This window comes from Mesorhizobium sp. M7A.F.Ca.US.005.03.1.1 (assembly GCF_003997975.1).
In the GTDB taxonomy this organism is placed as follows: Bacteria; Pseudomonadota; Alphaproteobacteria; order Rhizobiales; family Rhizobiaceae; genus Mesorhizobium; species Mesorhizobium ciceri.
The window spans coordinates 16,625-38,794 of the sequence record NZ_RZRO01000010.1 but is presented as its reverse complement, the minus strand read 5'-3'; the positions used below and the strand labels follow the sequence as shown (position 1 = coordinate 38,794).

The 22,170-nt window shown below is 63.4% G+C and carries 16 protein-coding genes; 7 read left to right on the top strand and 9 right to left on the bottom strand.

Translation table 11 applies throughout. From position 1 onward, the window contains the following. Window positions 1-48 precede the first annotated feature (48 nt). Window positions 49-897, top strand: coding sequence for a transporter substrate-binding domain-containing protein (locus EN990_RS07075; RefSeq protein WP_063170010.1), 849 nt, complete (start codon window positions 49-51; stop codon window positions 895-897). Between the two features lie 12 nt (window positions 898-909). On the opposite strand, the gene EN990_RS07070 is transcribed toward EN990_RS07075, so the two are convergent. Continuing rightward, window positions 910-1,317 (bottom strand): tellurite resistance TerB family protein, encoded by a 408-nt coding sequence (locus EN990_RS07070; RefSeq protein ID WP_013533653.1) that lies wholly within the window; start codon window positions 1,315-1,317, stop codon window positions 910-912. Between the two features lie 165 nt (window positions 1,318-1,482). Between EN990_RS07070 and EN990_RS07065 the strand changes: the two genes are divergently transcribed. Continuing rightward, window positions 1,483-3,129, top strand: a complete 1,647-nt coding sequence (locus EN990_RS07065) for a lysine--tRNA ligase (protein WP_127388264.1) — start codon at window positions 1,483-1,485, stop codon at window positions 3,127-3,129. On the opposite strand, the gene EN990_RS07060 is transcribed toward EN990_RS07065, so the two are convergent. The 7 genes from EN990_RS07060 to EN990_RS07030 form a co-directional block, all read right to left on the bottom strand. Further along, window positions 3,095-3,946 (bottom strand): thermonuclease family protein, encoded by an 852-nt coding sequence (locus tag EN990_RS07060; protein ID WP_348629878.1) that lies wholly within the window; start codon window positions 3,944-3,946, stop codon window positions 3,095-3,097. The two genes, EN990_RS07065 and EN990_RS07060, sit on opposite strands and share 35 nt — an antisense overlap. 9 nt (window positions 3,947-3,955) lie before the next feature. Next, on the bottom strand, window positions 3,956-4,606 hold the full coding sequence (locus EN990_RS07055) for a helix-turn-helix transcriptional regulator (protein WP_013533656.1): 651 nt from the start codon (window positions 4,604-4,606) through the stop codon (window positions 3,956-3,958). Window positions 4,607-4,688: 82 nt separating this feature from the next. Continuing rightward, window positions 4,689-6,908 (bottom strand): 3-hydroxyacyl-CoA dehydrogenase NAD-binding domain-containing protein, encoded by a 2,220-nt coding sequence (locus tag EN990_RS07050; RefSeq protein WP_127388263.1) that lies wholly within the window; start codon window positions 6,906-6,908, stop codon window positions 4,689-4,691. 14 nt (window positions 6,909-6,922) lie between these two features. After that, the gene (locus tag EN990_RS07045; protein ID WP_027161729.1) at window positions 6,923-8,131 is read right to left on the bottom strand and encodes an acetyl-CoA C-acetyltransferase; all 1,209 of its coding nucleotides are present in this window, start codon (window positions 8,129-8,131) and stop codon (window positions 6,923-6,925) included. Window positions 8,132-8,164: 33 nt separating this feature from the next. Then, window positions 8,165-9,337: an acyl-CoA dehydrogenase family protein gene (locus tag EN990_RS07040; protein WP_082826644.1), complete on the bottom strand. Its 1,173-nt coding sequence runs from the start codon at window positions 9,335-9,337 to the stop codon at window positions 8,165-8,167. Between the two features lie 46 nt (window positions 9,338-9,383). Further along, on the bottom strand, window positions 9,384-11,174 hold the full coding sequence (locus tag EN990_RS07035) for an acyl-CoA dehydrogenase (RefSeq protein ID WP_127368993.1): 1,791 nt from the start codon (window positions 11,172-11,174) through the stop codon (window positions 9,384-9,386). A 307-nt stretch (window positions 11,175-11,481) separates the two neighbouring features. Next, complete coding sequence (locus EN990_RS07030) at window positions 11,482-11,940, bottom strand: MerR family DNA-binding transcriptional regulator (RefSeq protein ID WP_013533661.1); 459 nt, start codon at window positions 11,938-11,940, stop codon at window positions 11,482-11,484. Window positions 11,941-12,395: 455 nt separating this feature from the next. On the opposite strand from EN990_RS07030, the gene EN990_RS07025 reads away from it, so the two are divergent. The 4 genes from EN990_RS07025 (at window position 12,396) to EN990_RS07010 (ending at window position 19,766) form a co-directional block, all read left to right on the top strand. Next, on the top strand, window positions 12,396-16,433 hold the full coding sequence (locus EN990_RS07025; RefSeq protein ID WP_127388262.1) for a peptidoglycan-binding protein: 4,038 nt from the start codon (window positions 12,396-12,398) through the stop codon (window positions 16,431-16,433). 192 nt (window positions 16,434-16,625) lie between these two features. Beyond that, window positions 16,626-17,549, top strand: a complete 924-nt coding sequence (locus EN990_RS07020) for a sulfite exporter TauE/SafE family protein (protein WP_013533663.1) — start codon at window positions 16,626-16,628, stop codon at window positions 17,547-17,549. Beyond that, window positions 17,549-18,340, top strand: a complete 792-nt coding sequence (locus tag EN990_RS07015; protein ID WP_013533664.1) for a TIGR02186 family protein — start codon at window positions 17,549-17,551, stop codon at window positions 18,338-18,340. Before EN990_RS07020 ends, EN990_RS07015 begins: the two co-directional genes overlap by 1 nt. Before the next feature lie 169 nt (window positions 18,341-18,509). Next, the gene (locus EN990_RS07010) at window positions 18,510-19,766 is read left to right on the top strand and encodes an Hsp70 family protein (protein WP_127369290.1); all 1,257 of its coding nucleotides are present in this window, start codon (window positions 18,510-18,512) and stop codon (window positions 19,764-19,766) included. A 188-nt stretch (window positions 19,767-19,954) separates the two neighbouring features. On the opposite strand, the gene EN990_RS07005 is transcribed toward EN990_RS07010, so the two are convergent. Beyond that, window positions 19,955-20,416: a cupin domain-containing protein gene (locus EN990_RS07005; RefSeq protein ID WP_013533666.1), complete on the bottom strand. Its 462-nt coding sequence runs from the start codon at window positions 20,414-20,416 to the stop codon at window positions 19,955-19,957. Between the two features lie 110 nt (window positions 20,417-20,526). Here EN990_RS07005 and EN990_RS07000 point away from each other — a divergent pair, with 110 nt between their 5' ends. Beyond that, the gene (locus EN990_RS07000) at window positions 20,527-22,089 is read left to right on the top strand and encodes a winged helix-turn-helix domain-containing tetratricopeptide repeat protein (RefSeq protein ID WP_127369291.1); all 1,563 of its coding nucleotides are present in this window, start codon (window positions 20,527-20,529) and stop codon (window positions 22,087-22,089) included. The last annotated feature ends 81 nt before the right edge of the window (window positions 22,090-22,170 follow it).

Here is a 22,170-nt window from a genome sequence, read left to right as displayed (position 1 = left end):
ATTTTCGTACCAAAACCGGTGCGAGCACGACTGTGGCGGAGTTTTATCTTGGCGTTCCGGTGGAGGTCCTTCGCCTTTGCGATGCTGATCGGGTTGCTGTCGTTCGCCGACGGTGCGCGCGCCGCGGCGCCTCAGGTTCCGGTGCTGTGGGATGCCAAGGAGCGGCTGCCCAAGCCAGACCTTTCGAAGCTGCCCCGGCTGAGATTCCTCACCACCACGGACTTCCCGCCTTTCAACTTCCTCGACGGTGCGGGAAAGCTGTCCGGCTTCCACATCGATCTGGCACGCGCGATCTGCGCCGAGCTTGGCATTGTCGAAAAATGCCAGATCCAGGCCCTGCCCTGGGCCGAGCTGGAAGGCGCACTGCGGAAAGGCGAAGGCGAGGCGATCATCGCCGGCATCGCCGCCACACCGGAATCGCGCGCGACCTACGCCTTCTCACGCTCCTATCTGCAGTTTCCGGCGCGCTTCATCATGCCGAAGGGCAAGGCGCTGACCGAGCCCGTCTTTGACAAACTGCACGGCAAGCGTGTCGGCGTGATATCAGGCTCGGCGCATGAGCGCATGCTGCGCGACTATTTCAACACGGTCCAGGTCGTCCCTTTCGACAGGCCGGAAGAACTGTATGCCGATCTCAAGGCCGGCAAGGTCGACGCCGCCTTCGGCGACGGCATGCGCCTGGCTTTCTGGCTGGGCGGCTCGGACGCGGCGGGCTGCTGCCGCTTTGCCGGCGGGCCCTATCTGGCGCCCGAATATCTGGGCACTGGCATGGCCATCGCCACCAAGGCGGACAATCCGGCGCTGGCCGCAGCGATCGACTACGCGCTGCAGGAAATTTCAATGAAAGGCACGTTCGCCGAATTTTATCTGCGCTATTTCCCCGTCAGTTTTTTCTAAAGCCAAGGACTTTCAGGTCAGGGTACGCAGCCGCGCCTTGGCCGCGCGGCCGATGGCAGCAACCGTCAGCGTGTCGAGATCGAGCTGACGCCGGATCAGCTGCAGCACCCGCACCTCTTCCATGCGCATTTCGAGGTCGACGGCGGCAACCTCGAAGGCGGCGGCATAGGCGGTGTCGCGCAGCCGCTCGGGCAAGACCTCGGCGACTTCGGCCAGCACGCCCTCCAGCCCATCCTTTTCGTGCAGGCGCTTCTGGCAGTCCTGGGCGACGCCGACCAGCCTGTCGTGGTTGAAGTCCTCGAACACCGGCCAGGAGCGGACGACCTCGCCGATCCGCGCCAGTTCAACATCGGTCATGTCGCGGTCGGAGGCCGAGGTGATGACCATCAGATAGATCAGGGCTTCATGAGGTGTCGGCAATTTTTTCTCCTTGAACCGGGCCTCGAAGTTAGGAACGCCCGTTCTGCACCGCAAGGAAAAAGCGCCGCACGCGTTGACGCTCCGGCGCTGCACGCCTAGAGACCGGTTGAAAAACCCTTGCTGCGGCCCGCCTTCGGGCCGGCAGATGATTTGGAAAACTGTGACATGGCGGGATCAAACATCATCGATCTCAACCCCGAGCTGCTGGCGGCCGCGACCGAAAGCAAGGCGTGGCCGTTCGAGGAAGCCAAAAAGATCATCGAGCGCTACAAAGGCGCCGACTTTCCGCAAACAGTCCTGTTCGAGACCGGCTACGGGCCGTCCGGCCTGCCGCATATCGGCACGTTCGGCGAGGTGGCGCGCACCTCGATGGTGCGCCATGCCTTCCGTGTCCTGACGCAGGACAAGGTCGCGACCAAGCTGCTGTGCTTTTCCGACGATATGGACGGCATGCGCAAGATACCCGACAGCGTGCCGGACCGCGCCGCACTCGAGCCGCATCTGCACAAGCCGCTATCGTCGGTCCCCAACCCCTTCGGCGGCGACTATGCGAGCTTCGCCGACCACAACAATGCGATGCTCTGCCGCTTCCTCGACACGTTCGGCTTCGACTACGAGTTCGCCAGCGCGACGCAATACTACAAGGCCGGCCGTTTCGACGCGATGCTCAAGCGCGCTGCCGAGCGCTATGAGCAGATCATGGCGGTGATGCTGCCGCCGCTCGGGCCCGAGCGGCAGGCGACCTACAGCCCGTTCCTGCCGATCTCGCCGAAGAGCGGCCGCGTGCTTTACGTGCCCATGAAGCATGTCGACGCCAAAGCCGGCACCATCACCTTCGACGACGAGGGCACCGAGACCACGCTTTCGATCACCGGCGGCCGCGTGAAGCTGCAGTGGAAGCCGGATTTCGGCATGCGCTGGGCAGCGCTTGGCGTCGATTTCGAAATGTTCGGCAAGGACCACCAGACCAATGCGGTGGTCTACGACCGTATCTGCAACATTCTGGGCGGACGGGCGCCGGAGCATTTCGTCTACGAACTGTTCCTCGACGAGAATGGCCAGAAGATCTCGAAGTCGAAGGGCAACGGGCTGACCATCGACGAGTGGCTGACCTATGCGCCGACCGAAAGCCTCGGGCTCTACATGTACCAACGGCCGCGGCAGGCCAAGAAGCTGTATTTCGACGTCATCCCGCGGGCCGTGGATGAATACTACACGTTCCTCGCCGCCTATCCCCGCCAGGACTGGAAGGAGCGGCTGGGCAACCCGGTCTGGCATATGCATGACGGCAACCCGCCCGCGATCGACATGCCGGTGCCGTTCTCTCTGCTGCTCAATCTGGTCAGCGCTTCCAACGCGCAGAACAAGGATGTGCTGTGGGGATTCATTTCACGTCATACGCAAGGCGTGACGCCGGCGACGCATCCAGAGCTCGACCGGCTGGTCGGCCATGCGATCCGCTATTTCGACGATTTCGTGAAGCCGACGAAAACCTTCCGGCCCGCCGACGAGGTCGAGCGCGAAGCGCTGGCAGCGCTCGACGAAGCACTTGGCGCGCTGCCGGCGGACGCCAGCGGCGAAGCGATCCAGAACGCCTCGCTCAACGTCGCACGCAGGATCGAGCGCTATCAGGATCATTCCAAGCAGAGCCCGGAAGGCGGCCCCGGCGTATCGGGCGCCTTCTTCCAGATGATCTACCAGGTGCTGATCGGCCAGGAGCGCGGCCCGCGCTTCGGCTCGTTCGCAGCACTCTACGGCGTTGCCGAGACGCGTGCGCTCATTGAGCGGGCGCTGGCTGGTCAGCTGGCTTGAGCACGCCGTCGACCTCTTCCAGGATCGAACCCGGCGCCTGAGGTGCCGGGCCTGGCGCGGCCGGCATCGCCGGCATGCCGGACAGATCAGGCGCCGATCCGAAAATGCCCTTCCTGCCCGTGCGCGCCTTGTCGCCGGCCTCGACATAGGGGCCGCCCTTGGCGGCGCGCGCCCAGCCATTTTCGACCAGCCACTGACCGACATCCTGCTTGCCGATCCGGCACTCGGCTGCGATCAGGTCGCGGCCGCCCTGCGGCGGCACCGTGCAGACCACCGCGCGGCCGCGCAGGAAGGCGCGGAACGCTGTCCTCGCCCGGACACCGCACGGCCAGGACTTGCCGTCCTCGCTGCAAATCTCGTCCTGCCTGACGATGTCGATGCCGGAAACCGCGACCGAGTAGCCCTTCGCCTCGATCAAGCCGGCGGCCGGCGCAACCGGCTGGAACAGCTTTGTGCCGTTCCAGTCGTCAGGCATTTTCGGCTTGGGCGGCACGGCCAGCGCGAGTTTGCTCAGCGGCTCGCGCGGCTCGATCCGTTCAAGCCCGTCGGCGGGCAGTTCCGGCGGCGCGACGATTTCGGGATCGATCGCCCTCGAATGCGTCGCCGGCTTCGGCGGCTGCGGAGCTGCAATGGCCGATGTAGCCGGCTCCTCGGGCAGCGTCCCGGCAGCCTGCTGCGCCATCGCATCGGCGCCCGGATCAAGCTGGTCCACGGTGATGACGCTTTCACTACCTTTCAGAGTGCGACCGCCAGTGACGACGATGGCTGCCATCACAGGGACCATCAGAACCGCCAGCGCGTGATGGAGAAGCCGCACCAGCTTAACCTATTGGCTTGCCCAGACAATCCGCGCCACCCATTCGACATCGCGCATGGGAATATCGCGGTCGGGATGATCGGGATTGAGCGAGACCAGCGCAATCGACCTGACGGTCTGGCGCTCGAGCACCTTGGCCATCACTTCGCCTGATGTGGTCTTGACGACGACGCGATCGCCCTTGCGGGTAACGGCGCCCGGTTCGACGATGAGGACGTCGCCATTGCGGTAGAGCGGCAGCATGGAATCGCCCTGCACCTGCAAAGCATAGGAACTCTCGGTCGATTGCGTCGGCAGTTCGATCAGATCCCAGCCCTGCCCGGCTGGAAAGCCGGCATCGTCGAAGAAGCCGCCGGCGCCGGCCTGGGCAAAGCCGAGCAGCGGCACGGAGCTTCGGCGGGCGACCGAAGCCGCATGGCTGGCCCCGGCCCGACCTTCAATCAAACCGGTGAATTCGTCGAGGGAGGCGCCCGTTGCCTCCATGATCTTTGCCAGTGATTCGGTCGAGGGCCAGCGCGGCCGGCCATCCGACGACAGGCGCTTCGACTTGTTGAAGGCGGTGGAATCGAGCCCCGCACGCTTGGCCAGCCCCGAGGCCGAAAGCGAATAGCGCTCGGCAAGAGCATCAATGGCAGCCCAGACACGGTCATGCGAGAGCATGTGTCGCTCTCCTTTGAACAGGAAAAAATACCTTCCCTGTTCTAACCCCGGACCGCCATCTTGTCCACAGTGCAAGGCTTACTCACGCCGCTTTCCTGGTCTCGCCTTTCGCATAGGGATCGAAGCGCTGATAGAATCTCTCACCCTTCTCGGCCATGTCGAGCAGCAGCTTGGGCGCCTTGAACTCGGCGCCGTATTTCTTCTGCAGGTTTCTGGCGATCTTGACGAACGCCTTGGCGCCGATGCCGTCGATGTAGGACAGCGCACCGCCGGTATAGGGCGCGAAGCCGAAGGCGAGGATCGAGCCGACATCGGCCTCGCGCGGGTCGGTGACGATGCCTTCTTCCATCACCCGTGCCGCTTCCAGCGCGATGGTGACCAGAAGCCGCTGCTGCAGCTCCTCATAATCGACCTTCTCGGGCGCAAGCTGCGGATAGAGCGCCTTGAGGCCCGGCCACAGCTTCTTCTTGGCGGGCTTTGCCGGATAATCGTAAAAACCCTTGCCATTCTTGCGGCCGAAGCGGCCGTGATCGTCGACCATGGTGTTGATCAGCGCCATCTGCTTGGGATCGACCGCCTTGTCGCCCAAATCCCTGATGGTCTGCTTCATGATCTTCTGGGCAAGGTCGATGGCCGTTTCGTCGGTCAGTGCCAGGGGGCCGACCGGCATGCCGGCTGCCTTCGCCGCGTTCTCGATCATCGGCGCGGGCACACCTTCGATCAGCATCTTGTAGGCTTCCGACATGTAGCGCAGCACGCAGCGGTTGACGTAGAAGCCGCGCGTGTCGTTGACGACGATCGGCGTCTTCTTGATGGCGCGAACGAAGTCGATCGCGGTGGCCAGCGCCTTGTCGCCGGTCTTCTTGCCCAAAATGATCTCGACCAGCATCATCTTGTCGACCGGCGAGAAGAAATGGATGCCGATGAAATTCTTCGGCCGCGCCGAATTCTTGGCCAGCGACGAGATCGGGATGGTGGAGGTGTTCGACGCGAAGATCGCCGATGGCTTCAACACGGCTTCCGCCTGTTCGGTGGCGCTCTTCTTGACGCCCGAATCCTCGAACACCGCCTCGACCACCAGATCGCAGCCGGCAAGGTCGGCGTAGTCCGCCGTCGGCGTGATCAGCGACAGCAGTTTGTCCTTGTCCTCCGGCTTGGCGCGGCCCTTCTTGACCTGATCCGAGACCAGGCTGTCGGAATGCGCCTTGCCCTTGGCGGCCGACTCCAGATCACGGTCGAGCAGCACCACCGGGATGCCGGCCTTGGCGGTGACATAGGCGATGCCGGCGCCCATGAAGCCGGCGCCGAGAATGCCGATCTTCTTGAACTTGGTTTCGGGCACGCCGGCCGGGCGGCGGGCGCCCTTGTTCAGTTCCTGCAGCGACACAAACAGCGAGCGGATCATCGCCGCCGCTTCCCTGGTCTGCATGATCTCGGTGAAATAGCGCTGCTCGATGCGCAAGGCGGTGTCGAACGGCACCAGCAGGCCTTCATAGACGCATTTGAGGATCGCGGCGGCGGCCGGATAGTTACCATAAGTCTCGCGGCGCAGGATGGCGATCGCCGGCGGCCACAGATTGAAACCGGCCGGCGAATAGATCTGGCCGCCTGGCAGCTTGAAACCTTTCTCGTCCCATGGCGCCACCGGCTTCAGCCCATTCCTGATCATCGCCTTGGCGGTCTCGACCAACCTGGCCGGCTCGGCGATCTCATGGATCAGGCCCATCGACTTGGCCTTCTGCGGCGACAGCGTCTGGCCGGAGGTCAGCATCTGCAACGCCTGCTGCTGATCGGTCAGCCGCGGCACGCGCTGGGTGCCGCCGGCGCCCGGGAAGATGCCGATCTTCACCTCGGGAAGCGCCATCTTCACCTTGTCGCTATCGGCGGCGACACGGCCGTGGCAGGCGAGCGACAATTCGAAGGCGCCGCCCATGCAGGTGCCGTTGATCGCCGACACCCACGGCTTTCCGCAAGTTTCCAGCTTGCGGAACAGGCCGGTCATCATGCCGGCATTGTCGAACAGCGCCTTGGTCGCCTTTTCGGCGTCCTTGCCCTTTTCCGCGGCGAAGGTCGTCAGCATCTTCTGCAGCAAAGAGATATCTGCACCGCCGGAGAAGGTATCCTTGCCGGAGGTGATCACGGCGCCCTTGATGGCGGCGTCACCAGCCACCTTGTCGACAATGGCGTTCAATTCCCGCATCGCCTCTTCGGTGAAGACGTTCATCGAACGGCCGGGCATGTCCCAGGTGACCAGCGCAATGCCGTCGGCGTCGGTGTCGAGGGCGAAATTGGTGTAGCTCATCGTTTCTCTCCCCGTCAGACGCGTTCGATGATGGTTGCGGTGCCCATGCCGGCGCCGATGCACAGCGTCACCAGAGCGGTGTTGAGATCGCGCCGCTCGAGTTCGTCCAGCACCGTGCCGAAGATCATCGCGCCGGTGGCGCCGAGCGGATGACCCATGGCGATGGCACCGCCATTGACGTTGATCTTGTCATGCGGAATGTCGAAAGCCTGCATGTAGCGCAGCACCACCGAAGCGAAGGCTTCGTTGAGCTCGAACAGGTCGATGTCCGAGAGCTTCATCTTGGCGCGCTTCAACAGCTTCTCGGTGACGTCGACCGGACCGGTCAGCATCAGCACAGGCTCGGAGCCGATGTTGGCGAAGGTGCGGATACGCGCGCGGGGCTTCAGCCCCATCGCCTTGCCGGCCTTCTTCGAACCGAGCAGCACGGCCGCCGCACCATCGACGATGCCGGACGAATTGCCGGCATGATGGACGTGGTTGACCTCTTCCACTTCGGGATGCTTCTGCACCGCGACCGCATCGAAGCCGCCCATTTCGCCGGGCATGACGAAGGACGGGTTGAGCGAGGCCAGCGACTGCATGTCGGTCGACGGGCGCATATGCTCGTCATGGTCGAGGATGGTCAGGCCGTTCTGGTCCTTGATCGGGATGACGGATTTCTTGAAGCGGCCATCCGCCCAGGATTTGGCGGCGCGCTTCTGGCTCTCGACCGCATAGGCGTCGACGTCGTCTCTGCTGAAGCCGTATTTGGTGGCGATCAGGTCGGCCGAGATGCCTTGCGGCACGAACCAGCCGGGCAGGCCGACCGAAGGATCCATGAACCAGGCACCGCCCGAGGCGCCCATGCCGACGCGCGACATCGATTCGACACCGCCGGCAATGACGATCTCGTCCGCTCCCTGCGCGATCTTGGCGGCACCGAAATTGATGGCGTCGAGCCCGGAAGCGCAGAAGCGTGAGATCTGCATGCCGGGCGCCTTGGTGTCGTAGCCGGCCTCGAAGGCGGCGGCGCGCGGAATGACCGAACCCGCCTCGCCGACCGGATCGACGCAGCCGAAGATGATGTCGTCGACGTTTGCAGTGTCCAGCCCATTGCGGTCGCGCAGCGCTTCGAGCGTCTTGGCGGCAAGCCGCACCGCCGGCACCTCGTGCAGCGATCCGTCTTTCTTGCCCTTGCCGCGCGGTGTGCGCACGGCGTCATAGACATAAGCTTCAGCCATTTGCTTGCTCCTTGGGTTTGCCTGATGTCGCCTTCAGAGAGAGCGTCCGATCAGCAATTTCATGATCTCGTTGGTGCCGCCGTAGATGCGCTGGACGCGGGCGTCGCGGAACATGCGGGCGATCGGGTATTCATTCATGTAGCCATAGCCGCCATGCAGTTGAAGGCATTCGTCGACGACTTTTCCCTGCAGGTCGCTGAGCCAGTACTTGGCCATCGACGCTGTCACGGGATCGAGGCCGCCCGCGATGTGGCGGGCGACGCAATCATTGTAGAAGACGCGGCCGATGGTGGCCTCGGTCTTGAGTTCGGCCAGCTTGAACTGGGTGTTCTGGAAATCGATGATCGCCTTGCCGAACGCCTTGCGCTCCTTGACGTAGTCGATGGTCAACGCCAGCGCCCGCTCGATCATGGCGATGGCGCCTGTGCCGATCTGCAGCCGCTCCTGCGGCAGTTGCTGCATCAACTGGACGAAGCCCTGACCTTCCTCGTGGCCGAGCAAATTGGAGGTCGGCACGCGCATGTCGTTGAAGAACAGCTCCGACGTGTCGTTGGCCTTGAGCCCGATCTTGTCGAGGTTACGGCCGCGCTGGAAACCTTCGACCTCGTCGGTCTCGACGACGATCAGCGAGGTGCCCTTGGCGCCCTTCTCCGGATCGGTCTTGGTGACGACGATGATGAAGTTCGCAAGCTGGCCGTTGGTGATGAAGGTCTTGGAACCATTGATCTTGTAGTGGTTGCCATCCTTCTGCGCCCGCGTCTTGACGCCCTGCAGATCGGAGCCGGCGCCGGGCTCGGTCATGGCGATGGCGCCGATCAGCTCGCCGGTCGCCAGCTTCGGCAGCCATTTCTTTTTCTGCTCCTCGGAGCCGTAGTGGAGGATATAAGGGGCGACGATCGAATTGTGCAGGCCGATGCCGAACCCGTCGACGCCGACATGGCCAATGGCCTCGATGATGGCGCTCTCATGCGCGAAGGTGCCGCCGGAGCCGCCATATTCCTCCGGCATAGAAGCGCAGAGCAGGCCGGCGGAACCTGCCTTCAGCCAGCTTTCGCGATCGACCATCTCGTTCTTCTCGAACTCGTCGTAGCGCGGCGCGATCTCCTCCGACATGAAGCGATGCGCCATGTCGTAGAGCATGCCGACCTCGTCCGCCGCCCAGGCGGGCTTCGGCAAAGAGAGCACTTCGGCGGGATTTGTCGCCACGATTTCCTCCGCGTATCGACAGACAGAAAGGCCAGTGAGGTCGAGCTTAGAACGCTTCCGCCAGCAGTGCCATCAATGTGTCGGCGCCGCTCGAAATGCGGGCGAGATGAGCCGATGTCTCCGGCATGATCCGCTCCATGAAGAAGCGCCCCGTCACGACCTTGTTGCCGTAGAAAGATTGCGCGCCATTGGCGTCCGTCTTACCAAGTGCCACCTTGGCCATCTGCGCCCACATATAGCCCAGAGCGACCAGGCCGAAGAGATGCATGTAGTCGGTCGAGGCGGCACCCGCATTGTCGGGCTTGGCCATGCCGTTCTGCACCAGCCACATGGTCGCCGCCTGCAAATCGTTGAGACCTTTCTTCAACGCCTTAGTGAACGGCGCCATCTTCTCGTTAGCGCGGTTCTCCTCGCAGAATTCGCCGACCTCCTTGAAGAAGGCCTGCACGGCGCGGCCGCCATGCAAACCAAGCTTGCGGCCGACGAGGTCGAGCGCCTGGATGCCATTGGCGCCTTCATAGATCATGGCGATGCGGGCATCGCGCACGAACTGGCTCATGCCGTGCTCTTCGATATAACCGTGACCGCCGAACACCTGCTGCGCCATGACGGCGTGGTCGAACCCTTTGTCGGTGAGCACGCCCTTGACCACCGGCGTCATCAGGCCGGTGTAGTCGTCGGCGGCCTGGCGATCCTTGTCATCGCCGGAGCGGTGGGCGATGTCGGACTTGATCGCCGTCCACAGCGCCAGCGCGCGGCCGGCCTCGTTGAAGGCTTTCATGGTCATCAGGCTGCGGCGGATGTCGGGATGGACGATGATTGGATCGGCCTTCTTGTCCGGCGCCTTCGGCCCAGACAATGAGCGGCCCTGCAAACGGTCCTTGGCGTAGCCGACAGCGTTCTGATAGGCGATCTCCGACAGCGACAACCCCTGCAGGCCGACACCGAGGCGCGCCTCGTTCATCATCGTGAACATCGCCTTCAGGCCGCCATTGGGCTCGCCGAGCAGCGTGCCCTCAGCCTCGTCATAGTTCATGACGCAGGTCGAATTGCCGTGGATGCCCATCTTCTCCTCGATCGAGCCGCAGGAGACGGTGTTCCTGTTGCCCGGATTGCCCGACGGGTCGAGCTTGAGCTTCGGCACGATGAACAGCGAGATGCCCTTGACGCCTTCCGGCGCACCCTCGATGCGGGCCAGCACCAGATGGACGATGTTGTCCGACATGTCGTGTTCGCCGGCCGAGATGAAGATCTTCTGGCCTGAAATCTTATAGGTGCCATCGCCGTTCGGCACCGCTTTGGTCCGCAACAGGCCGAGATCCGTGCCGCAATGCGGCTCGGTCAGGTTCATGGTGCCGGTCCAGGCACCCTCGATCATCCTCGGCAACCATGTCGCCTTCTGCTCGTCGGTGCCGTGGGTGATGATTGCCGCGATCGCGCCCTGCGTCAGGCCAGGATACATCATCAAGGACATATTGGCCGAGACCATATATTCGGCGACGGCGGTGTGCACGGCATAGGGCAGGCCCTGGCCGCCGAACTCGACGGGTGCGGCCAATCCCATCCAGCCGCCCTCGCGGTACTGGTCGAAGGCCTCCCTGAAGCCTTTCGGCGTGGTCACCGAGCCATCGTCGTGACGCACACAGCCTTCCATGTCGCCGACACGGTTCAGCGGATGCATGACGTTTTCGGCGAGCTTGGCGCCTTCGGCGAGGATCGCCTCGAGCACATCGGGCGTGGCGTCGGCAAATCCGGGAAGGTTCGAATAACGCTGATAACCCAGAACCTCGTTGAGCACGAACAGCGTATCCTGGACCGGAGCCCTGTATGTCGGCATGCTTTTTCTCCACCCTGCAAACCCGGTCCGAATGCCCCGAAGACAAGCCAGGGCGGCATGCGGACCCATATTGGGAGCGGGATAGCAAAAATTGACGTTTGCGTAAACGTCAATTTTCTCGATGCGACAAGATTCCCCGCCCCCTGGAGCAATGAGCGTAGCGGCGCGACGTTGCGCAAGCCAGCGCCGAAAGGCCATAAGAGTGGGCCAGGACAACGAAAAGCCGCGTGGCAGGCCACGCGGCTAGACAGAACTCGGACAATCAGCAGACGACTTGGTGTCTGGCGCAATTCCTGACGGAATTGCTTCAGCTGGCGGCGCTCGCCTGCGGCGCCGAACGCTCGCTCAGCATCTGGCGCACCGCCGACATCGAGCCGCTGAGCTCGTTGATGGCGTCGTCGATCAGCGCCCGTTGCTTCTGCAGGCGGGCAAGCTGCTTTTCCGACTTGTCCAGCGCAAGCTTGAGCTGCTTGGTGTTTGAACCGGTGGGATCGTAGAGATCCATCATCTGCTTGACGTCGCGCAGCGAGAATCCGACCTTGCGGCCAAGCAGGATCAGCTTGAGGCGGGCCTTGTCGCGGCGCGTGTAGAGACGGGTCGAACCGTCGCGCTGCGGGTTGAGCAGGCCCTTGTCTTCGTAGAAACGCAGCGTGCGCAGCGTCACTCCATATTTCTTCGCCATCTCGCCGATGCGGACGAGGTCCTCGCCGGCTTCGGCAGACATATTGGTATTGGCCGCGGTCTCGCCGGCCGAGATAAGCTTCATGGTCACTGGCTTTCCCCGTCTGGTGGCGTCGCGGTCCTGGACCGTGCGTCGCCTGACTGGAAGCGGGGGCCTGCTTCCAGTCGTGGTTTCAACAAACAAATCGCAAACATGCGCTCAATGCGCCTTTTACGTTTACGTCAATTCTATACCGATTGCCGCAGGATGACGCAAGGGCGTTCTGCGCCCCGCCCTTTATGCCGCACCGTCAGGCCGGCAGCCAACATCCTTTCGATTTCTTAAGTTTGGTTAACGCGTTGTTTACCACGTTGGGGGAAATGTGGGCGCGTCGGCTACCCGTGTTTATCCTGTATCGAATTTTTCACGGTTTTTCGGAGCGCGGGCGAGAGCCCGGGAAGCTCGTCTTCCGCCGCGGCATCGCCGCCGGTCGCCTTCGTTCCGATAGGGACCTGGGGGAACTGGCCGCGAGCCAGCCATTCTGAAAGACGGACGCACCGATGAACAGCAAGCGGTCCTATCTCGATACACTCAATGCCGGCAGGCAGCGCAGGCCGCAGACCACGCTCGATCAGTTGAACCAGTCGCTGGAGACACTGGAGCAGCGGCTGGAGCGGACGCGCGAGGATCCGATGGCACGTCCCGAACTCCGCCAACCCGATCCCCGCCAATATGGTGCCGATGCGCGCTACCCCGCCGCCCGGCCCTCTGGCCAGCAGCGCTGGTATGAGGACCCGCAGCCCGCGTCGCGTCCGAAGAGCCCGATGCAGGGAGCCGCCGCTTTCGAGCAGAATTACCAGGCCATTGCCCGCGATATCGATCGCGTGCGCGGCCAGGAGGATGGCGTTGCCATGGTCGGCAAGATCGCCGGCGAATTGCGCGGCATGCGCGAGGAATTGCGCCACCAGATGACCGCAGGCCTGCAGCGGGAATTCGAAGCGCTGCGCAAGGACATCGAGCGGGCCTTCCAGTCAGGCGCAAGGCCCGGTGCTTCGGCCAAGGGCAGTGCTGAACTCGGCCTTGAGTTCGAGCGTCTTTCGGGCGCCATCCAGACCCTGGCCGAGAAGAGCGACGACAGAAGCGTCAACATGCTGCGGCTCGAGCTCGAACAGGTCAAAGCCGCACTCGAAACGCTGGCACGCGAAGAGAGCGTGCAGAAGGTCGACCGCCGCTGGGACGATTTCGATCGCCGCTGGACGGCGTTCGAAGACCGCGTCGACGCCGACCAGCGCAAGCGCTCGGACGACCCGGGCCTGTCTGCTCTCACCGCCCGGCTCGAGCAGATCAGCAATGCCGTCAACAATTTGCCGGAATCGTTGTCGCTGCGCTCGCTGGAGGAGAAGGTGCGCACGCTTGCCGGCGCTGTCGACCATTTCGCCAGCCAGCAAGACAATCGCGGCAGCGACACGCTTGGCATGATCGACGAGCGGCTGGACGAGATTTCCCGCGCCATCGTGGCATCGACGGTCGCCGCGCAAGCCAATTCATTCGACCACGAGGCTTTCGAGCGCATAGAGAGACGGATCGACTCGCTTGCCGGCCAGATCCAGGAAGTGGCGCAGGATCGTCCCGGCAACGCTGTCATGGACCGGTTGAGCACGCTGTCGGGCCGGGTCGACGAACTCGCCGGCCGCGCCAATCTGCCGGAGCAGGCGATGGAGCGCCTGGCCAAGCAGATCGCATTCATCGCCGACAAGATCGACCAGGCACCCGCCATGCCTGACGCCGACTACATCTTCCATGGGCTGGAGCAACGCTTCGACGTCCTGTCGAGCATGATGGAACGCCGCCAGGGTGACGCCATCGAGCAGGGCAACATGCTGTTCCGCGATCTCGAGCGCAGGCTGGACGAGGTTGCTGACAGGCTCGACCAGCGCATGCCGCAGGTCGACAGCGTCGGCATCATGGAAGCCATCGATGCCCGCTTTACGGCGCTCGCCAGGCGCCTTGAAACGCGTGTGCCCGATCCCGCGGGCGAAGCGGCGATCCGCGGACTGGAGAGCCGGCTCGAAGACATTTCAAGCCGGCTGGACGCGTCGGCCGCACAGGTCGCCGGCATCGATCCGGCGCTGATCCGCAGCCTGGAAGCACAGGTTGCCGGCCTGTCGGCTCATCTTTCCAAGCCCAGCACCCCGCTGCCGGAATTCGAGGACATCAGCCCGCGTCTCAACGAAATTGAAAAGTCGCTCGCAGGAACCCGCGATTCCATCCTTGGCGCGGCGCGCGAAGCGGCCGAGAACGCAGTGCAATCGCTGGCCGGTTCGAGCGCCAATACGACCGCGGTTTCCGGCCTCGCCCAGGATTTGAAGACGCTTGAAACGCTGACGCGGCGCTCCGACGAACGCAATTCGAGAACGTTCGAGGCCATCCACGATACGTTGCTCAAGATCGTCGACCGGCTGGGTTCGCTCGAACCCGGCGAGCCGGTCGAGGCGATGAGCGAATTGCTGGATGCGGCACCGGCCGAGCCGAGCAACTGGCGCGGCGTGCGCCGACCCAAAATGGCCGTCGACGCGCCGTCGATGGATATCGATCAGCCCCTGCCATTGACTGGGGACATGGCAGATCTCGATGGCCGTGCCGCCGCCATCCTGCGCAATGAGCCGGGTGCACGCGGCGACCTGGGTATGCGTAGCGACCTCGGTATTGGTATTGGCACGCGCACGCCGGCCGAGGCTGCCGCGGCGGCGGCCATGGCCGCGCTCGGTTCGGACACGATCGCCGAGAAAGGCGGACAGGCCGGCGGCCGCAAATCGTTGTTCGGCGGGCTGGCCCGCGCCTTCAAGGGCAAGAAGGAGGCGGATATCCCGCCACTGGCCGGCTCAGCGCCGAGTGCCCCAATACCGAGCGTCGATCTCGACGAGCCGCTCGATCCGAAAATGGCCAACCGGCCGCTGGAGCCCGGCTCCGGCGCACCTGACCTCAATGCCATCATGAAGCGCGTGCGTGACGAGCGCGGCCAGCCGGCCAAGCCCAGCGACACCGATGCCGCGAAATCGGATTTCATCGCCGCTGCCCGGCGCGCGGCGCAGGCCGCGGCCGCCGAGGCCGATGCGCTGAAGCGCCAGTCGACGGTGACCGGACCGGTGAAGGCACTGCGGATCGGCGACCTGCTCAAGGCACGGCGCAAGCCGATCCTGATGGGGACAACCGCGATCCTGCTGGCGCTGGGCGCCCTGCAACTGGGCAAGGCCTTCTTCGCCGATCCGGCCCAGGTGGCGAGCAACGATGTCGTGCCGATCGTCGCCTCGCAGCCGATGCAAACCGCCTCGCTCGATGCCGCGAGCCAGCCAAAGACGGACGCGCAGCCCGCGGCAGTGGAAAGCGCGCCGGACCATGCCGTCAGACAGGCCGAGCCATCCGCACCGGCAACCAAGGACGACATGGCCGCGCAAAGCATGATTGCCACGCCGCCAGGCGCCGAGCCGTCGATGGGTGCCGCGCCGATCGCAGAACCGGTTCCCGCCCCCGTCGCCTTGGCTACATCGGCCGATGCAAACCCAGCGGCGTCCGAGACGACGATAGCTTCGGCTGCGCCGGCCTCGACCGTTCCGGTCGCCGCCGAACCTGCCGATACCGATACCGCCACCGGCATCCAGCCTATGGCGACAGAGCCGACCACCGCCAAGGACACCACGGGCGCGGTTCCGCCGGTGGACGCTTCGCCGGCGACGACGGCAAAATTCGACATTCCCGCTGACGCCGGCCCGGCCGCCTTGCGTGATGCCGCTGCCAGCGGCGACGCCAAGGCGCTGTTCGAAATCGGCTCGCGCTATGCCGAGTCGCGCGGCGTCAAGGAAGACATGGCGGCAGCGGCCAAATGGTACGAGAAATCGGCGGAACTCGGCTTCGCGCCGGCCGAATACCGTATCGGAAATTTCTACGAAAAGGGCATCGGCGTCGCGCGCGACATCAAGAAGGCGAAGACCTGGTACCAGCTTTCCGCGGCACAGGGCAACGCCAGCGGCATGCACAATCTGGCCGTGCTGTTTGCCATGGCGGCTGACGGCGTGACCGACAATGAATCGGCCGCGCACTGGTTCCAGGCGGCGGCCGACGTCGGCGTCAAGGACAGCCAGTTCAATCTCGGCATCCTCGCCGCCAAGGGCGTCGGCATGAAGCAGAACCTCGAGGAGTCCTACAAATGGTTCGCGCTCGTCGCCAAGACAGGCGACAAGGATGCGGCGGCCAAGCGTGACGAGATCGCCAATGCGCTGCGGCCCGAGCAGCTCGAGCGCGCCCGCGCCGCGACCGAGCTGTGGAAGGCCAAGCCGCTGGATGCGGCAGCCAACTCGGCCGACATTCCCGAGTCCTGGCAGGACGGCGCGCCGCAGACGACCGCCAGCATCGACATGAAGAAGGCCGTCCAGAACATCCAGCGCATTCTCAACAAGAACGGCTACGACGCCGGCGGCGCCGACGGCAAGATGGGCCAGAAAACGAAGACCGCGATCATGGCTTTCCAGACCGACAACAAGATGGCGGCGACCGGCGAAGTCGACGAAAACCTGGTGAAGGCACTGCTGGCGCGCAAATAACGGCAGAGGCGTCGCTTCCACGACGCCCTTGCCACACATTCGCCTGTTAACTGATTGAGATGTTTTTTGTTTCGGCGGCGTAGCGCGGTTTGACTTCGCAGCACCTCCGGCGCAAGAACGAATTGGCTTGTCGGTCCAAGATGCCCGCAACGGTTGCATTCGCCGACAGGCAGAACTGATCGAGACTGACGGGTGGGCATCTATCTCCCGATCGCGGAAATTTCCGTCAATATCTTCGTCCTGCTGGCCATGGGCGCGGCGGTGGGTTTCCTGTCGGGCATGTTCGGCGTCGGCGGCGGCTTCCTCATCACGCCGCTCTTGATCTTCTACAACATCCCTCCGGCGATCGCTGTCGCCACTGGCGCCAACCAGGTCATCGCCTCCTCCGTCTCCGGCGTCCTTTCGCACATGAAGCGCGGTACGCTCGACCTCAAGCTCGGCGGGGTGTTGCTGGCCGGCGGCATTGTCGGTTCCACCGGCGGCATCTACGTCTTCGCCTTCCTGCGCAGGCTCGGCCAGCTCGACCTGTTCATCTCGCTGCTCTACGTCGTGCTGCTCGGCACCGTCGGCGGGCTGATGCTGGTCGAAAGCGTCAATGCGCTGCGCGCGACGCGCAGCGGTGCGGCGCCGGTGCTGAAGAAATCCGGCCAGCACAACTGGATCCACCGCTTGCCGCTGAAGATGCGCTTCAGGGCGTCAAAACTGTTCGTCAGCGTCATCCCCGTCCTTGGGCTTGGCGCCGGCATCGGCTTCCTGTCGTCGATCATGGGCGTCGGCGGCGGCTTCATCATGGTGCCGGCACTGATCTATCTGCTGAAAGTGCCGACCAATGTCGTCATCGGCACCTCGCTGTTCCAGATCATCTTCACCTCCGCCTATACGACGCTGGTCCACGCCACCACCAACCAGACAGTCGATGTCGTGCTGGCCTTCCTGCTGATGGCGGGCGGCGTCGCCGGCGCGCAGTACGGCGCGAAGGCCGGCCAGAGGCTGCGCGGCGAGCAGCTCAGGGCCTTGCTGGCACTGCTGGTGCTGGCGGTGGCGATACGATTGGCGATCGATCTTTTCGTCACCCCGCCCAACCTCTATTCGCTGTCCGCCGCGGGCCTCAACTGATGAAGGCTCGCAGCACATTCGCAACCGCCATTGTCCTGTCGCTGCTTGCGGCCGCCGTGCCGGCGAAGGCACAGGTCCCGCTGACCGAAGGCATCCAGATCGGTCTCTCCACCGACAACGTCTCGATCACCGCCGGTTTTTCCGGGGCCGATCTGACCATCTTCGGTTCGCTGGAGAACCCGGATCCACTCGTCGCGCGCCAGGGCCGCTACGACGTCATCGTCGTGCTCGAAGGTCCGCCCAAACCGGTGGTGGTGCGCCGCAAGGACAGGGTGCTCGGCGTCTGGGTCAATCTGGACTCTGAGACCTTCGAAAACGTGCCCGTCTCCTATTCGGTGGCGACGACGCGGCCGCTGCAGGACATCACCGAACCCAACAGCTACAAGCAGCTGTCGCTCGGCGCCTCCAACCTCTACATGCAGCCCGCCGATGCCGGCGACAGCCCGGCGACGATCGAGGAGTTCACGGCGGCACTGCGGGAGCGCAAGTCGGCGACCGGGCTCTACAGCGAGAATGTCGGCGGCGTGCAATTCCTGTCGCAGAACCTTTTCCGCGCCACAGTGAGGCTGGCGCCGAATGTGCCGGTTGGAACCCACAAAGCCCGCGCGTTCCTGTTCAAGAGCGGTCTGTTCATCAAGGAAAGCTCGGCCCAGCTCGAAATCCGCAAATCCGGTTTCGAGCAGTCGATCTTCCGTGTCGCGCACAATTATTCCTTCCTCTACGGCGTCTTCGCGATATCGCTGGCCATGCTGACCGGCTGGCTCGGAAGGCTGATCTTCCGGCGAGATTAGGATTTTCCCCGAAAAGTGGTTTCCCTTTGCCGAGGCATGCGGTAGACCGCGCTCCCCAGCCAAATGGCAGACACAAACAATTCGGTTCGGCAGAGCAGCCCGTCCCCGGACAGCGCGCGATTTCTCATGGCGCCTGTCGGCTCGCCGACGACAGATGCAGGAACTTGTCATGCGACCAGCCTTCGGCGGCATCGACTTCGGCACTTCGAACTCCACCGTGGGCGTGGTCCGCAACGGGCAGCCGCGCCTCGTCGCGCTGGAGAACGGCCAGGTCACGCTGCCCAGTGCCGTGTTCTTCAACTTCGAGGACAACCGCACCTGCTTTGGCCGCCAGGCCATCGCCAATTACACCGACAGCATCGAAGGCCGGCTGATGCGTTCGCTGAAGAGCGTGCTCGGCAGTTCGCTGGCCCATGAAAAGACCCGCATCAAATCGCGGTCGATCGGCTTCATGGAGATCGTCGGCATGTTCCTTGGCCACCTCAAGAAGAGGCTGGAAGCCGATGCCGGCGATACGGTCGAGACCGTCGTTCTTGGCCGGCCGGTGCAATTCGTCGATGACGATGCCGAGGCCGACGCGAAGGCGCAAAGCGAACTCGAGAACGCCGCACGTGCCCAGGGCTTCAAGCACATCGCTTTCCAGTTCGAGCCGATCGCGGCGGCGCTCGACTACGAGCAGAAGGTGACACGCGAGGAACTGGCGCTGATCATCGATATGGGCGGCGGCACGTCGGACTTCTCGATCGTGCGGGTCTCGCCGCAGCGCTCCCGTTTGCTCGACCGCAAGGACGACATCCTGGCCAGCCGGGGCGTCCATATCGGCGGTACGGATTTCGACCGGCTGCTGAGCATCGCCCATGTCATGCCGCAGCTCGGCTATTTGACGCCGACCAAGGACGGCAAGCGCAACCTGCCGGCAAGCTATTTCATAGACCTCGCCACATGGCAGCGCATCAACCTGGTCTACACCGCCAAGGCGATGACGCATCTGCGCCAGATCCGCTACGAGGCCGAGCGCGCCGACCTGGTCGACCGTTTCATCCACGTCGTCGAACACCGCTACGGACACGCGCTGGCCGCACGTGTTGAGAAGGCCAAGATAGAGCTGACCGACAGGTCATCCGCAGAGGTCGCTGTGAAGCTGCCGGGTGCGGAGTTCACCGCCGAAATCACGCGCAGCGGGCTCGACGCGACGATTGCCAGGGACATCGAGCGGGTCACCGCAACGGTCGGGCAGACTATCAGGGACGCTGAGGTGAAGCCGTCCGACATCACCGCGGTGTTCCTGACCGGCGGATCGACCGCGATCCCGCTGGCCAAACGAGAGATCCTGTCGATGGTGCCGCAGGCATCCGTCATCGAAGGCGACATGTTCGGCTCGGTCGGACTTGGCCTGGCGCTGGATGCGCAACGCAAGTTCGGCTGAGGCTTTCTTCGAGCGGTCCAGCTTTTCAGAGATTACTGATCCGCTTTAGGCCAGGTCGTGTACCCATAACCTTCGGCGTGATGCGATGAAGATCACGTCCGCTTTGCGCCGATAGCGACCAAGCTCGTGCGCCAGCGCGATATGTCGCAATGGGCCAGAAGCTGTCGTGGGGCCGCCGTGACAGATGCCTACCCGCGTGTCGTCAAAGTCGAGAGCTGGTCAGTATCGTAGCGGTTCCGCAGCTCAGCGAGGGCTTTTGGGTCCGGCGCACCCTGCGCCGCGAGTTTGGCAAGTTCTTCGAAGTAGCGTTCGTGGCCAGGCGGAGAGACGGTCATCAGCACGCGGGCGGGTCTCTCACTGACATTCGTGATGTCGTGCGGCACTCCCGGTGGAATGAACAGATAGGTTCCGGGCGTTGCGCGAACCGTCTTGTCGCCGACATGCCACGCACACTCGCCTTCGAGCAGGTAGAACGTCTCTTCCTGCACACGGTGAACATGCCGTCCGGTGGCGAATCCCGCTGGGATCGTCCAGTCAAACATGCTCGTGTGCTTGGTGTTTTCGCCGGTGACGAGGAAGACCATAGGTTGACCACGCAGCATGATCCCCTTCTTCTCGTCGGGCATGCGAATAATGGCATTGGCGCTCATAGGATCCTCCTTTGACTGGGTGCTTACTTCCGGCAAGCACCTGTGCGACATTGGCCGTCGATGCCGGGAAAGTCGTGAATTCGTTCCCAAAAATTTGCTAAAAGCGTTGGATGACAATCGGAGGCGACCTTTATCAGTTTGGCCCGTTCCGTCTCGATCAGGTGGCGGGCATTTTGTATCACGGCACCGAGCCGACCATGCTTGGGCAACGCGCCGTTTCGCTTCTGCGTTTGCTGCTCCAAAACGCGGGCGTACCGGTATCCAAAGACGCGCTGGTCGAAGCCGGCTGGGGCAAATTGGCGGTTGCCGACAACAACCTGACGGTCCAGATCGCGGCCTTGCGCCGGGTATTGGCCGACGCAGCGGATGCTGAGAGCTGGATCGAAACACTGCCGCGCCGAGGCTATCGCTATGTAGGACCGGCTGTTGCGACGAGTGTCCCTGATCGTTTTGCAGCCGCCCGCACCGCGTCGGCGCCGACCTTGCCTGAGAAGCCTTCCGTGGCGGTCCTGCCGTTCTCGAACTTGAGCGGAGATCCGCAACAGGAGTACTTCGCCGATGGAATGGTCGATGACATCATCACCGGCCTGGCACGCATAAAATGGCTTTTCGTTATCGCGCGAAACTCGACCTTCGCTTACAAAGGCCGCGCCGTGGACGTGAAGCAGGTCGGCAGCGAGCTTGGCGTACGATATGTCCTCGAAGGCAGCGTGCGCAAAGCTGGCGGTAGTGTGCGCGTAACCGCTCAGATGATCGATGCATCGACCGGCGCGCACGTGTGGGCCGAGCGCTACGACCGCAGTTCGGAGGACATTTTCGCGCTTCAGGACGAAATCGCGCTATCAGCGGTGGGCGCGATTGCTCCAAGCTTGCGAAAAGCGGAAATTGAACGTGTCAGGCGGAAGCGCCCAGAGAGTCTCGACGCATACGATCTCGTGCTTCAAGCCCAGCCTGATGTCGATACAGGTATGCCGGAACAAGTTACGAGAGCACTGGCGCTTCTTGAGCGTGCCATCGCACTCGAGCCTGCCTATGCCCTTGCGCATGGCAATGCAGCAATGTGTCATCATTGTTTGTTCCTTCGTGCCGGGCTGCAGGAATTCAACCGTGCGGCTTCGATCCGGCACGCCCGATTGGCCATTGTCCATGGACAAGACGATGCACTCGCTCTGACATGGGCAGGGTTTTCGATCGGCATGGACGCGCATGATCGCGCCGCTGCATTCACGGCATTAGACGCAGCCCTCGCCATTAGCCCGTCATCGGCGCTGACTTACATTCTTGGCAGCGTCGTTCTCGGATGGGCCGGCGAAGCAGAGCGCGCGATAGAATGGAGCGAGAAGGGTATCCGGCTAAGCCCGTTCGATTCGTGGGCTTGGGCCGCGTTTGACGCCCAAGCAATGAGCCATTTGCTGCGCGGGCGTTACGAAGAAGCTTGTCGCGCAGCCTACAAGTCCGTTCAAGCCAATCCGGCACACAGCATCACCTACGTGCAACTGACCGCTGCGCTCGCCAAACTCGGCCGGCTGGACGAAGCGAGGGCCGCCGCCGCGCGCGTGCGCGAGCTTCAGCCGGGCTTCCGCTACAGGCGCCAATTTGCTGGCGTGCGCTGTGCGCCAGCGCTCGCGGAGACTCTGGGAAGCGCGCTGCGGGACGCCGGATTGCCAGAGTGACGGCTGAGCGTCGAGGCGGACAGCGCTAGCGAGCCCATCTGGGGAGGAAGGTCGTGGTGAGGCGTTTCAATCAGCCACTCG

Bases quoted from the DNA above. Each gene is read 5' to 3' on its own strand.
- EN990_RS07030 (WP_013533661.1), bottom strand. From the start codon at position 11,940: ATGAAGCTTATCTCGGCCGGCGAGACCGCGGCCAATACCAATATGTCT.
- EN990_RS07025 (WP_127388262.1), top strand. From the start codon at position 12,396: ATGAACAGCAAGCGGTCCTATCTCGATACACTCAATGCCGGCAGGCAG.
- EN990_RS07065 (WP_127388264.1), top strand. From the start codon at position 1,483: ATGGCGGGATCAAACATCATCGATCTCAACCCCGAGCTGCTGGCGGCC.
- EN990_RS07055 (WP_013533656.1), bottom strand. From the start codon at position 4,606: ATGCTCTCGCATGACCGTGTCTGGGCTGCCATTGATGCTCTTGCCGAG.
- EN990_RS07005 (WP_013533666.1), bottom strand. From the start codon at position 20,416: ATGAGCGCCAATGCCATTATTCGCATGCCCGACGAGAAGAAGGGGATC.
- EN990_RS07050 (WP_127388263.1), bottom strand. From the start codon at position 6,908: ATGAGCTACACCAATTTCGCCCTCGACACCGACGCCGACGGCATTGCG.
- EN990_RS07015 (WP_013533664.1), top strand. From the start codon at position 17,549: ATGAAGGCTCGCAGCACATTCGCAACCGCCATTGTCCTGTCGCTGCTT.
- EN990_RS07010 (WP_127369290.1), top strand. From the start codon at position 18,510: ATGCGACCAGCCTTCGGCGGCATCGACTTCGGCACTTCGAACTCCACC.
- EN990_RS07000 (WP_127369291.1), top strand. From the start codon at position 20,527: ATGACAATCGGAGGCGACCTTTATCAGTTTGGCCCGTTCCGTCTCGAT.
- EN990_RS07045 (WP_027161729.1), bottom strand. From the start codon at position 8,131: ATGGCTGAAGCTTATGTCTATGACGCCGTGCGCACACCGCGCGGCAAG.
- EN990_RS07035 (WP_127368993.1), bottom strand. From the start codon at position 11,174: ATGCCGACATACAGGGCTCCGGTCCAGGATACGCTGTTCGTGCTCAAC.